Consider the following 13,073-nt stretch of genomic DNA (forward strand, 5'->3'; position numbering starts at 1 on the left):
TTGTTTGACCGTTATGAAGCCGGTGAACAGGCTGTACTTGTTCATGTCAATTTTTCCGACGAGAACAGCAAAGAAGACTTAAGTGAACTTGAGTTACTTGTGTCTTCGGCAGGGGTGAACGCGGTAGAAGTCATCACGACCTCACGCAGTGCACCTCATGCTAAGTTTTTTGTTGGATCAGGTAAGGCAGAGGAAATAGCAGCAGCGGTAAAGGCGCACGATGCTAACGTTGTTATTTTTAACCACGCGCTTTCTCCTTCTCAGGAGCGTAACTTAGAAGCGATGTGTAAATGCCGGGTGTTAGATAGAACGGGGCTAATTCTCGATATTTTTGCGCAGCGCGCGCGAACACACGAGGGTAAACTGCAGGTCGAACTAGCCCAGTTGAGACATATTTCAACCCGTCTCATCAGAGGATGGACTCACCTTGAGCGTCAAAAAGGTGGTATTGGTCTTCGCGGTCCGGGTGAGACACAGCTAGAAACAGACCGTCGATTACTTCGTGGTCGTATTAAAGCCATCCTTCGTCGATTGGAAAAGGTGCAAAAGCAACGTGAGCAGGGGCGCCGCTCGCGCAAACGCGCTGAAATTCCAACGGTATCCTTAGTTGGCTATACGAACGCGGGAAAATCGACGCTGTTTAACACCATTACCGACTCACACGTTTACGCTGCTGATCAGTTGTTCGCAACGCTAGATCCTACGTTACGTAAGATTGAGTTAAAAGATGTTGGCCCTGCAATTTTGGCCGATACTGTTGGTTTTATTCGTCATCTTCCCCACGATTTAGTCGCCGCTTTTAAAGCTACGCTTCAAGAAACTCAAGAGGCCGATTTACTGCTTCATGTGGTCGACATTGCCGATGCAAAATTTCGTGAAACCATTGACGAGGTGAACGACGTTCTTGAAGAAATTGAAGCGGGTGACATTCAACAATTACTAATCTGTAATAAGATTGATAAACTAGACGACGTTCAGCCGCGTATAGAAAGAAATGACGACGGTGTGCCCACCAAAGTGTGGTTGTCTGCACAAACGGGTGAAGGGACGGAATTGTTAAGCCAAGCTTTGACCGAATGTTTAGGCAAAAGCATGGTGAATTACACATTAAAAATTCCGCCTGCAAAAAGTCGATTGCGCGGTGTGTTGTACGAACTAAACTGTATTGCGAGTGAAGAATACGATAGTCAGGGAGACTGGGTAGTTGACGTACGTATGCCCGCCGCTGACTGGAACAGACTTGAAAAGCGTCTGGAAAACGGAATATCAGAGTATGTTGTGCGACATTAGTCAGTGCTAGTCACTGCATTGAGCATGCGAAATTCAAAAATATAACAGTAATCTATGGAGTATCAGCATGGCTTGGAATGAGCCGGGTGGCAACAATAATGACCCGTGGAAGAATCGCGGTGGGAAAGAGCAAGGTCCCCCAGATTTGGACGATGTGTTTAAGAACTTATTTGGTAAGTTTGGAAAGTCAGGTGGCAACGGTGGTGGCTCAGGCAAAAGCCTAGGCGGTATCGGAGCTGGTATTCTTGTAGGTCTTCTCGTCGTAATTTGGTTTATTAGTGGTTTTTATACCATTCGTGAAGCAGAGCGAGGCGTTGTACTTCGTTTTGGTGAATATCACGAGCAGGTTGAACCAGGTCTTCGTTGGGCACCAACGTTTATCGACTCAGTAATTCCTGTTGATGTTCAGTCAATTCGAGATCAATCGTCATCAGGCTCTATGCTAACCGAAGATGAAAACGTAGTTAGTGTTCAAATGGAAATGCAGTTTCGCGTTGTAGATCCATACCGTTGGACATTTGCGGTTGAAAGCCCTGAGCAAAGCTTGAGCCAGTCTCTTGATAGTGCTATTCGTTACGTTGTAGGTCACTCAAAAATGGATGATGTACTTACTGATGGCCGTGAAGTAACGCGTCAACGCGTATGGGAAGAGTTACAAGCGATTATCGAACCATATAACATGGGTGTTTCTATCATTGATATGAACTTCCGTGATGCTCGTCCACCAGAGCAAGTTAAAGATGCATTCGATGATGCAATTGCTGCTCAGGAAGATGAACAGCGCTTCATTCGTGAAGCTGAAGCTTATGCGAGAGAGATTGAGCCGCGTGCACGTGGTCAAGTGAACCGTATGAATGAAGAAGCGCAAGCATATAAAGAGCGTGTAACGTTAGAAGCGCAAGGTGAAGTGGCACGTTTCGAAGAGCTGCTACCTCAGTACGAGCGCGCACCTCAAGTGACTCGTGAACGTATCTATCTTGAAACCATGGAAGAAGTGTTGGGTAATACCAGCAAGATTATGGTTGATAGTAAAGGCGGTAATAACATGATGTATCTTCCGTTAGATAAAATTTTGGAACGTCAGCAATCGACAACTAACAAAAGTTCGCGTAATACACTGGAAGGCCTACAGGCTCCAGTAACCGACGCTAACGGTCGCAGCCGCAACTCGTCACCAAGTACAGGCTTGCGTGGTGATAGCTACAGAGAGGGGAGATAAGCATCATGAAGAATATATTTATTGCAGCATTTGTTCTTCTTGTTTTGCTGGCATCAGGCGCTCTGTTTGCAGTTAAAGAAGGTGAGCGTGCTATTGTTATTCAGTTTGGTAAAGTTCAAAGAGACGACGCTACCGGTGACACAAAAGTGTTCGAGCCAGGTCTTCATTTTAAGCTTCCGTTTATTGATTCAGTACGTGTTCTTGATGCACGTATTCAGACACTTGATGGTTCACCAGATCGTTTTGTAACAAGCGAGAAGAAAGATCTTATTGTTGACTCGTACGTTAAGTGGCGTATTGAAGACTTTGCACGTTATTACCTTTCAACAGGTGGTAACAAGCTTCAGGCAGAAGCGCTACTAAAGCAGAAAGTAAATAACGGTCTGCGCTCCGAGTTTGGTACTCGTACTATTGCGCAAATTGTGTCTGGTGAGCGTTCAGCGCTTATGAACCAAGCAATGGAACAAGCTTCTACATCGTCTGACGAGCTAGGTATTGAAATTGTAGACGTACGCGTTAAGCAGATTAACTTACCCACTGAAGTGAGCAACTCGATCTTTCAGCGTATGCGAGCAGAGCGTGCCGCCGTAGCCCGTGAGCACCGTTCAGAAGGTCAAGAGCAAGCTGAAGTCATTAAGGCAAACATCGATGCGAAAGTAACGGTAATGCTTGCTGATGCTGAGCGTAATGCACGTCAACTTCGCGGTGAAGGTGATGCGATTGCGGCACAAATTTATGCTGACGCCTACTCAAAGAACGCTGATTTTTATAGCTTCCTGCGCAGTATGGACGCGTATAAGCAAAGCTTCAACAGCAAACAAGATATCATGGTTATTGCGCCAGACAGCGACTTCTTCAAGTATATGAACAAGTCAAACGGTAACTAAATAACCGTAATTTAAAGCTTTAAAAACCAGTCTTTTCAGACTGGTTTTTTTACGCCTTGTAGAAGGCTAACGGTATGAAATAACGGGTTATATTTAATCAGCGTAGCCGGGCAATTTAGGAAAATGTACGTTGACTTAACCCTTCATTTACCCTATTCACTGCCAAAATTTTACTAAATCGGGTAAAATACCGTCTGAATACTATTAGAACACGTCACTATTTATGTACAACGTTGATGCCTTCCCAGCATTAACCTTGGTGTGGTAGACGTCAATAAACGACAGAGGGAAAATTTTGACAACGGAAAATACAAATACAGTGTCTGCCGATGATAGGGGCGGACAAGGCGGGTTATTCTCGCGATTTCTCACCACGGTGGAATGGTTAGGAAACCTGCTCCCGCATCCAGTAACGCTGTTTGCTCTGCTTTCGCTTTTCATTGTGTTGCTAAGTGGAGTACTTGGCTATTTTGACATTGCCGTTGCTGACCCTCGCCCGGTAGGCGCAAAAGGCCGTGAAGAAGACGGCATGATTGAAGTCATATCGCTGATGAGCGCAGAAGGTTTGCAACGAATAGTGACTGGCTTGGTTACCAATTTTACAGGCTTTGCTCCACTTGGTACCGTACTTGTCGCGCTTCTTGGTGTATCGGTAGCAGAACATTCTGGCCTTTTATCGGCAGCTATGCGCGCGTTGGTGATGAATGCCTCTAAACGTGCCGTGACCTTTGCTATCGTCTTCGCAGGTATTATTTCAAACACGGCATCAGAGCTTGGCTACGTGGTACTTATTCCGCTGGCAGCGATGATTTTCCACTCATTAGGTCGTCACCCGTTAGCCGGTTTGGCCGCCGCGTTTGCAGGTGTATCGGCTGGCTATAGCGCTAACCTTCTGCTTGGAACGGTCGACCCACTGTTGTCGGGTATCACTGAAGCAGCTGCTCACATGATTGACCCCGACTATATGGTAGGCCCAGAAGTGAATTGGTACTTCATGTTCATCAGTACCTTCGTTGTCGCCACAATGGGGGCGTTGGTCACCGAAAAGGTCGTTGAGCCGAGACTCGGTAAATTTGATCCTGCTGATGCTTCCATAGATTTAGGTAAGCAATCAATGGACGCGCCGACGGATTTAGAAAAGAAAGGCCTGCGATGGGCAGGAATATCGTTTGTTATTGTTTGCGCGATATTAGCGCTAACGGTAGTGCCAGAAAACGGTATATTGCGTCACCCAGAAACAGGTGAAGTAGCGGGCTCTCCGTTTCTTAAAGGCATTGTTGCATTCATCTTTATCACCTTTGCTATTCCTGGTTTTGTTTACGGTAAAGTCACCAATTCGATGAAAAATGACAAAGACGTCATTGATGCCATGTCCAAAAGCATGGGGGCAATGGGTCTTTATATTACGCTAGTCTTCTTTGCAGCGCAGTTTGTTGCGTTTTTCAAATGGACAAACTTAGGCACAGTATTAGCGGTTAAAGGCGCCGCATTGTTGCAAGCGGCAGGGTTAGATGGCCCCGCGGTGTTTATTCTGTTCATTCTAATGTGTGGTGTTGTAAATCTGTCGTTAGGCAGTGCATCAGCGCAATGGGCTGTAACAGCGCCTATTTTCGTGCCAATGCTCATGCTTATCGGCTACGCGCCTGAAGTAATTCAAGCTGCTTACCGTATTGGTGACTCAGTCACAAACGTTATTGCTCCAATGATGAGCTATTTCGGTCTTATTTTGGCAATGGCAGCCAGATACAAAAAAGATTTGGGTATGGGAACGCTCATCGCCATGATGCTGCCTTACTCTATGGTGTTTATCGTAGGTTGGACAATTTTGTTCTACATTTGGGTTTTCCTACTCGGTATGCCGGTAGGCCCGGGCGCAGCGACTTATTATCAGCCTTAAATAGATAGATTAACGCCTTAGTACGCTTAATGCGGCAGCGAACTAAGAAAAGCGGCATATGGTTTTGAAAAGTATTTCCGAACACCTGCCGCTTTTTTAATGCCCAAAAGCTATTAGCGCAATCGCACTTTTTTGGCGTTATAGCAGATCATAATCTAAGGTAATTCAGTATAATACGGATATCGCGCAGTACTTCTGGGATTATGAATACATGAAATACAAATCGAACAAAGGTTTTACTCACGGGCAACCAGATAAAATTGGCGTACTAGTAACTAATTTGGGAACGCCAGAAGCGCCAACTAAACAGGCGTTACGCCCTTATTTGAAAGAGTTTCTTTCTGATCCGAGAGTTGTGGAAGTGCCTAAAGCGATTTGGTGGTTTGTATTAAATGGCATTATTCTAAACTTTCGGCCTAAGCGCTCGGCAGAGGCTTATTCCACCGTATGGACGGAAGAAGGCTCTCCACTTATGGCTATCACTAAAGCGCAAGCATCTGCTATTGCTGAACGCTGTAAAGCCCAATATGGCGATGATGTAATTGTCGATTTCGCCATGCGCTACGGCAAGCCTGCCATAGGTGATACCATCGAGTCCCTGTTAGAAAAAGGCGTACGCAAACTTGTCGTTTTACCGCTTTACCCTCAATACAGCGCGTCGACAACTGGCTCCACATTTGATGCCATCGCTAAAGATTTCACCTCTCGCCGTTGGCTACCAGAACTTCGCTTCGTGAATCACTATCACGATCGTGATAATTTCATCACCGCGCTGTCGAACAAAGTAAAAGCGCACTGGGAAACCCATGGAAAAGCGGACAAGCTTATCTTGTCTTATCACGGTATTCCCAAGCGCTACTTAATGAACGGTGACCCCTATCACTGTGAGTGCCACAAAACGTCGCGTTTGCTTGCCGAGAAGCTTGGCCTTTCACACGACGAATATATGACAACCTTCCAATCTCGTTTTGGTCGAGAAGAGTGGTTGAAACCGTATACAGATGAAACGTTAAAGTCTTTACCTGAAAAAGGAGTGAAATCCATTCAGGTTATGTGCCCTGGCTTCTCAGCCGATTGCTTGGAGACTATTGAAGAAATTGGTGAAGAGAATCGCGAGTACTTTATGGAAGCTGGCGGTGAGCGCTATGAATACATCGCGGCACTTAATAGTGACAAAGAACACATAGACGTGCTTTTTGACATAGTGCAAGAAAACCTGCATGGATGGGCAGTAGAGTCGGATAATGGTTTGCGCGCAGGCTTAGCAAGAGCGCTGGGCGCTGAAAAGTAGCGTTTGAAAAGCTGACAGTAAACGTTTCGGGAATAACCAATAGGGAAATCACCCTTGGTGGCGCATTTATTTTAGATTTATTGTATTAATAGGGAGATAAGGTCGTGGAAGGCAAAGCACCAAAGGCACTACTTAAAGCGCAAAAACTGGCGAACTTGCTGGATACTGCGGTAAAGCTCCCTTTTATTCCAATAAGAATAGGCTTGGATTCAATCGTAGGCCTTATCCCAGGAGCCGGTGACGCGCTAATGCTTTTCGTTTCACTTCGAATAGTTTGGCTGGGAAAATCATTGGGTATGCCCAAAGCGTTAATAGCTCAAATGGTAAAAAACTCAGCAATCGACTTTGGCTTAGGTTTTATTCCATTTGTTGGCGACATCGTGGATATATTCTATAAAGCCAATCAGAAAAATGTCCGTATTATGGAGCGCTGGTGGATAAGCGAAAATAAATATGAAGTAGATAAAGTAACACAGCAGGCGCTATCCGAATGGAGCGCTGAATAACCTAGATTTAATTACTTCAATATCTGCGTTTTTTCACTTTGCTTATTTACAGTGTAAAGCTACGTAAAGCTTGAGTAAATAAGAGAACCTTGTCCTTTAATTAAATGTCTTTTTTGCAAAGACAACCAAGGGCAACGTACAATGACATCAAAAAAATTAACGGAAGAGCTGCTTAAACGACGCCGCTTTTTAAAAACAGCGGTGGGGCTTACATTGGCTCCTGTTGCTATCGGATTGTGGGGGTGTGGAGGTTCTAATTCCACCTCTGAAAGTTCCACAACATCTAACTCCTCATCTTCCAATAACGACACCGATTCAAATTCAGATTCAGAAGTGGATTTTGACGGTTGGGCAAGCGGTGGCACGTCAGCTATAACATCAGACTTTCCAGACGATAGTTTATTTGACACTGCTTCTGTATGCAGTGTTGCCCTCACAGGTTCCCAAACGGAAGGCCCGTGCTATTTTCAAAGTGACTATCTTGACGACATATCATATGCGCAAACAGGTTTACCGATGATGTTGTGTCTTCAGCTAATTGATGGAGCATGTAATCCGCTGTCCGGCTACGAAATTGAAGTATGGCATTGCGATGTAGATGGTATTTATTCAGGGGATACCGATGATAGTGCTGACGCCAGTAGTTTCAATTCAGCATTTTGTACGGGCAACGATGCAAATGCATTGCGTTCAAAGTGGTTCAGAGGCATTGCGGTGACAGATGCTAGCGGAAGAATAAACCTAAAAAGCTGTTTTCCCGGCTGGTATAGTAGCCGGGCGATTCACATTCACTTTCGCATACGTCGCAACAACACCGATCAGTTGGTCTCTCAATTTGGCTTTGCTGATAGCTTCTGCCAAGACATTTGTGCCAATCATCCCGACTATAGTCACCGGGGTGAGCCGGACACATTGCTAGGGCAGGATACGGTATTTGGCAGTGACTACGACAAATATACATTCAATGTGGCGCAAAACGAAGATGGTTCTTTACTCGCATACAAGCGCATAATAATCAGTGAATAGACTTCCTTTTTCTCTCCTATACGCTATTTTTTAACATGCCCGTTAGTTACGGGCATTTTATTACGCACAGTAAACCCATTCGCAGCATTGTTTCGTAGCACAACTAATAAGAACTTTATTTTCTGCTCAAATTACAAGGAGCGTGCAGCACATGAAAGCGTCCGATTTATTTGTTAAAGCGTTAGAAGCAGAAGGCGTGGAATACGTCTTTGGTATCCCCGGTGAAGAAAACCTCGACTTACTTGAGTCGTTGCGAGAGTCTTCTATTAAACTGGTGCTGACTCGTCACGAGCAAGGCGCTGGTTTTATGGCTGCTACTTACGGCAGGCTTACCGGAAAAGTGGGAGTGTGCCTTTCGACTTTAGGACCTGGGGCCACTAATCTAGTTACTCCAGCGGCTTATGCTCAACTTGGCGCCATGCCAGTGTTGATGATTACCGGGCAAAAACCGATTAAAACCAGTAAGCAAGGTCGCTTTCAAGTCATCGATATTGTGGACATGATGCGGCCGATCACGAAATTCACCAATCAGATTGTGAGTGGTGATAGAATTCCTTCTACTGTGCGAGAGGCATTTCGTCTAGCCCATGAAGAGCGCCCAGGCGCTGTACACATTGAACTGCCAGAAGACATTGCCGCAGAACAAACCAGTGCCCAAATACTAACCCCTAGTATGGCCCGTCGACCTATCGCCGAATACAAAGCGATTGCTGCTGCGATTACTATGATTGAAGAAGCCCAGTCACCTTTGTTATTGATTGGCGCCGGAGCGAACAGAAAGCTTACCGCGAAAATGCTTAGGGAATTTGTTGATAAAACCTGCATTCCGTTTGTTACAACCCAAATGGGTAAAGGGGTGCTTAATGAAAGCGACCCTCGCTTTGCAGGAAACACTGCGCTATCTGACGGCGATTTTGTGCATAGAGCAATTGAGCGCGCCGATCTTATCATCAACGTAGGGCACGACGTGGTAGAAAAACCACCGTTCTTCATGCATCACAACGATAAAAAAGTGATCCATGTTAACTTTGATTCGGCTGCCGTAGACCCTGTTTACTTCCCACAACTCGAAGTGGTTGGGGATATTGCCAACAGCATCTGGCAGATAAAAGAAGGCATTACTCCCCAAGACAGTTGGAAACTCGACTTTTACAAAGATGTGCATCAAGCCTATGTAGACCACCGTGCTGAAGCAGAAGACGACAATCGATTCCCTATCTTACCTGAACGTCTTGTGCGCGATATTCGTAAAGTTATGCCTGATAACGGCATTGTTACGTTAGATAACGGCGTATATAAAATATGGTTTGCCCGAAATTACCCCGCTTATCATCCGAATACTCTGCTTCTAGATAACGCACTGGCTTCAATGGGGGCCGGTTTACCATCAGCTATAGCAGCTAAACTAGTGAAGCCTGATGTCCCTGTGGTAAGCGTATGCGGCGATGGCGGCTTTATGATGAATAGCCAAGAAATTGAGACTGCTGTTAGGCTAAAACTTGACCTTGTTGTGATCATCTTGCGCGACGATGCGTACGGAATGATCAAGTGGAAACAAGCAAACATGCAGTTCGATGAGTTTGGTTTAGATTATGGCAATCCCAACTTTGTTAAATACGCACAAAGTTACGGCGCACAGGGCTGGAGAGTTGACGATGCGGATGTACTTATTCACTTAGTTGATAAGTGTTTGAACACAAAAGGCGTACATATTATCGATTGTCCAGTTGATTACAGTATGAATGACAAAACACTAAATCATACGATCAAAGAGCTTAGCGCCAAGCTTTAAGCCAAACGTAACAGAAAGGTAAGGAGTAAAAAATGTTGAAGGAAAGCTATCCCTATTATTTAGCGAGTGAGCCACATTATGCCAATACCGACTTGGACGTGACTAATAAATACACCGGAGAGGTAGCAACCAAGGTGGCGATGGCCGATGCGGATACCATCGATAAAGCCATTGCTGCAGCAGAAGAAGCGCAGCCTGCGATGGCCGCCATGGCTCCTTTCGAAAGACAAGCGGTGCTAGAGCACTGTGTGAAGCGCTTTACCGAAAGAGCCGATGAGTTGGCACAAGCGCTTTGTATAGAGGCTGGTAAGCCAATTAAAGACGCTAAGGGCGAAGTCAGCCGCCTTATCGATACCTTCAAAATAGCGGCAGAAGAATCAGTGCGTATTAACGGCGAAGTTGTGAATTTAGAAATCTCGGCGCGCGCCAAAGGTTATCAGGGCATGACCAAGAAAGTCCCTATAGGTCCATGTTCATTTATATCGCCGTTTAATTTTCCTCTGAATTTGGCTGCGCACAAGGTGGCTCCTGCAATCGCAGCAGGTTGTACCTTTGTACTTAAGCCTGCCTCGCGAACCCCTATTGGTGCGCTTATTATTGGTGAGGTATTAGCTGAAACCGACTTACCCAAAGGCGCATTTTCTATTCTACCTTGTAGCCGCGACGGCGCTGACTTATTCACTACTGATGAAAGACTAAAGCTGCTTAGCTTCACAGGTTCACCTGATGTGGGCTGGGCGCTTAAAGCAAAAGCAGGAAAGAAGCCGGTTGTATTGGAGCTTGGCGGTAACGCCGCTTGTGTCGTTGATGAAGATGCCGATATTGAAGACGCCATCGACCGCGTAATTGTCGGAGCTTATTATCAATCAGGGCAAAGTTGTATAAGTGTTCAGCGCCTTTTAGTACACAGCAAAATATACGATGAATTTAAGTCACGCTATGTGGAAAAAGTTAAAGCGCTAGTGTCTGGCGACCCGTCTAATGAAGACACCTTTATCGGGCCCATGATTTCAGAAGGTGAAGCAAAGCGCCTTCACGGCTGGATTGAAGAGGCAAAAGAGAAAGGTGCCACCATTCTATGCGGCGGAACGCGAGACGGCGCCATGCTTGAGGCTACGGTAATGGAAAATGTACCAAAGGATTGTGATGCCAGTGCCGAAGAAGCGTTTGGCCCTCTATCTATTCTGGTGCCATTCGATGACTATGACGAAGCACTTGAGGAAGTAAATAACAGCCGCTACGGACTTCAAGCAGGTGTGTTTACCCGCGATATCTACAAAGCGCACAAAGCATGGAATGTGCTCGACGTTGGCGGTGTGGTCATAGGGGATGTGCCTAGCTGGCGGGTGGATAATATGCCTTACGGCGGCGTGAAAGACTCAGGTCTAGGACGCGAAGGTATTCGCTACGCGATAGAGGATATGTCTGAAACTCGACTTATGGTTATTCGTACTCCTCAGTAGCTGTTAGGCATGGGGAGCTGACCAAAAATTTGCTCGGAGCTACAAATAATACTAGGTCGATCTGTTAGAGCGCAGATATTAGAAGTTAAAGACTTCAGAAAAAGCATGCTAATTAAGCATGCTTTTTTATTCGCGCCAGATCAGCTTAACCATTTGAATGTTGTAAACCTGCGCTATTATGGGGGCGATTAATCTGCAGCGAATTCCTCAAGAAGAGACAGAGGAATGATATCGAGCGCTTTTTCATGCGTGGCTTCCAAGCGTACTTTAGGTGCTACACCTGCTTCATAAGCCTGTAGCCAGCGAGCTGCGCACAGACACCATCTGTCACCAGCCAGTAAACCCGGAAATGACATGCTCGGCCACGGTGTAATAAGGTCATTGCCTTGGCGTAACGAAAATTGAAGAAACTCGTTAGTGACAACGGCGCACACGCTGTGATTGCCAACATCAGTGTCGGGTACATAGCAAAAACCTTCTCGAGTAAATCCAGTATTTCCACAACACAGCTGGAGCGGACGTCCATAAACATTTTTTGCGTTCGCCAAAATCAGAACCCTCTTTTACAACGTATATTTTCAAAAAGGTATCCCTTTTTGAATAGCTAAATAGCATGGGGCAGGTTGTAAAACCGTACCAATGTTCACCTTATGACCCTCTTTGATAAGGGTCAACTGTAAAGCACCCAACTGACTACGTTTGAAGGTAAAATATCGTGCTTGATAAAAGTAAAAAAACAGGCGGAAGTAACTTTTCGGAACAAGAAATTTCGCGATTTGACACATTGGCTGAGTCTTGGTGGGACCCGCAAGGTAAATATAAAACTGCTCTGGAATTTAATCGAGCACGGCTACAAGTGATAAAAGCACAAATAGAAAGTCATTTTGGCAGAGGAAACTTACCACCAGACTATTCTGCGTTGTCCATCATTGATATTGGCAGTGGCGGTGGGCTAATAAGCGAACCGCTAGCAAAATTAGGCGCTCAAGTTACGGGAATAGATGCCAGTGCGGTGAGCGTAGAAGTGGCAAAGCGTCATGCTCAAATAAATGGGGTTGAGGTTATATACCGGCATATGCTTTCCAGTGAACTGGTAGAAGAAGGTTTGCAGTATGATGTGGTGATCAATGCAGAAGTGGTGGAGCATGTACCCGACCAGCGGCAGCTTATTCAAGAATGTGCCAGCTTAGTAAAACCGGGTGGATTACTCATTCTGGCAACGTTAAATCGAACCCTCAAAAGCTATATTATTGCTATTTTGGGGGCCGAATATGTAATGCGTTATTTGCCTGTAGGAACCCACGATTGGCAAAAGTTTGTAAAGCCGGAGGAATTGAAAAGTTGGGTTGGAAATGACTTTATGTTGAAGCATCAAATAGGTATGAAACTTAACCCGTTTAAGGGTAACTGGCTAACCACTTCAAGCCTTGCAGTAAACTTCATTCAAGCGTATTCCAAGAGTAAATAGTCTACTATATATATTAGCTATTCCCTATATTTTGAGAGTAAATGGTATGAGAAGATATACCATTAATAAATGCTATCTTATTGTATTAAATGATTAACAGCGCGCCTCTCTACAAACTTTTTATCTATATTTGCTCATTGGCATCATTACAATTTTAATACGGGATTGATTTTTACATTTGTTTTACACAATCATAACAGGGGTCTGGCCACAGACCACAATGTTATAATTATG

The 13,073-nt window shown here is 45.2% G+C and carries 11 protein-coding genes; 10 read left to right on the forward strand and 1 reads right to left on the reverse strand.

Annotation, left to right across the window (positions count from 1 at the left end; genetic code table 11):
* From hflX to V7R42_RS08490, 9 genes are all read left to right on the forward strand, one after another.
* Entirely contained in the window at window positions 1-1,290 is a 1,290-nt protein-coding gene (gene hflX / locus V7R42_RS08450) for a ribosome rescue GTPase HflX (RefSeq protein ID WP_334019731.1), read from the forward strand.
* A 67-nt stretch (window positions 1,291-1,357) separates the two neighbouring features.
* The gene (gene hflK, locus V7R42_RS08455) at window positions 1,358-2,509 is read left to right on the forward strand and encodes an FtsH protease activity modulator HflK (protein ID WP_334019732.1); all 1,152 of its coding nucleotides are present in this window, start codon (window positions 1,358-1,360) and stop codon (window positions 2,507-2,509) included.
* Between the two features lie 5 nt (window positions 2,510-2,514).
* Window positions 2,515-3,396 carry a protease modulator HflC gene (hflC, locus tag V7R42_RS08460; RefSeq protein ID WP_334019733.1) on the forward strand — a complete coding sequence of 294 codons (882 nt, stop codon included), beginning with the start codon at window positions 2,515-2,517 and terminating at the stop codon, window positions 3,394-3,396.
* A 295-nt stretch (window positions 3,397-3,691) separates the two neighbouring features.
* A complete protein-coding gene (locus V7R42_RS08465; protein WP_438823642.1) occupies window positions 3,692-5,293 on the forward strand; it encodes an AbgT family transporter in 1,602 nt (533 codons plus the stop codon).
* 211 nt (window positions 5,294-5,504) lie between these two features.
* Complete coding sequence (gene hemH, locus V7R42_RS08470; protein WP_334019734.1) at window positions 5,505-6,584, forward strand: ferrochelatase; 1,080 nt, start codon at window positions 5,505-5,507, stop codon at window positions 6,582-6,584.
* Window positions 6,585-6,688: 104 nt separating this feature from the next.
* Complete coding sequence (locus tag V7R42_RS08475) at window positions 6,689-7,090, forward strand: DUF4112 domain-containing protein (RefSeq protein ID WP_334019735.1); 402 nt, start codon at window positions 6,689-6,691, stop codon at window positions 7,088-7,090.
* Between the two features lie 141 nt (window positions 7,091-7,231).
* Window positions 7,232-8,116 (forward strand): dioxygenase family protein, encoded by an 885-nt coding sequence (locus V7R42_RS08480; RefSeq protein WP_334019736.1) that lies wholly within the window; start codon window positions 7,232-7,234, stop codon window positions 8,114-8,116.
* 151 nt (window positions 8,117-8,267) lie between these two features.
* Complete coding sequence (locus tag V7R42_RS08485; RefSeq protein WP_334019737.1) at window positions 8,268-9,908, forward strand: acetolactate synthase large subunit; 1,641 nt, start codon at window positions 8,268-8,270, stop codon at window positions 9,906-9,908.
* 32 nt (window positions 9,909-9,940) lie between these two features.
* Window positions 9,941-11,371, forward strand: coding sequence for an aldehyde dehydrogenase family protein (locus V7R42_RS08490; RefSeq protein ID WP_334019738.1), 1,431 nt, complete (start codon window positions 9,941-9,943; stop codon window positions 11,369-11,371).
* A gap of 188 nt (window positions 11,372-11,559) precedes the next feature.
* On the opposite strand, the gene V7R42_RS08495 is transcribed toward V7R42_RS08490, so the two are convergent.
* Complete coding sequence (locus V7R42_RS08495) at window positions 11,560-11,919, reverse strand: DUF2237 family protein (protein WP_334019739.1); 360 nt, start codon at window positions 11,917-11,919, stop codon at window positions 11,560-11,562.
* A 167-nt stretch (window positions 11,920-12,086) separates the two neighbouring features.
* Here V7R42_RS08495 and ubiG point away from each other — a divergent pair, with 167 nt between their 5' ends.
* A complete protein-coding gene (gene ubiG / locus V7R42_RS08500) occupies window positions 12,087-12,839 on the forward strand; it encodes a bifunctional 2-polyprenyl-6-hydroxyphenol methylase/3-demethylubiquinol 3-O-methyltransferase UbiG (protein WP_334019740.1) in 753 nt (250 codons plus the stop codon).
* Window positions 12,840-13,073: the final 234 nt, after the last annotated feature.

Source organism: Alteromonas sp. S015 (genome assembly GCF_036864485.1).
In the GTDB taxonomy this organism is placed as follows: Bacteria; Pseudomonadota; Gammaproteobacteria; order Enterobacterales; family Alteromonadaceae; genus Alteromonas.

Coding starts and splice junctions, on each gene's coding strand:
- hflC (WP_334019733.1), top strand. CDS start 2,515: ATGAAGAATATATTTATTGCAGCATTTGTTCTTCTTGTTTTGCTGGCA.
- hflK (WP_334019732.1), top strand. CDS start 1,358: ATGGCTTGGAATGAGCCGGGTGGCAACAATAATGACCCGTGGAAGAAT.
- V7R42_RS08480 (WP_334019736.1), top strand. CDS start 7,232: ATGACATCAAAAAAATTAACGGAAGAGCTGCTTAAACGACGCCGCTTT.
- V7R42_RS08485 (WP_334019737.1), top strand. CDS start 8,268: ATGAAAGCGTCCGATTTATTTGTTAAAGCGTTAGAAGCAGAAGGCGTG.
- V7R42_RS08490 (WP_334019738.1), top strand. CDS start 9,941: ATGTTGAAGGAAAGCTATCCCTATTATTTAGCGAGTGAGCCACATTAT.
- hemH (WP_334019734.1), top strand. CDS start 5,505: ATGAAATACAAATCGAACAAAGGTTTTACTCACGGGCAACCAGATAAA.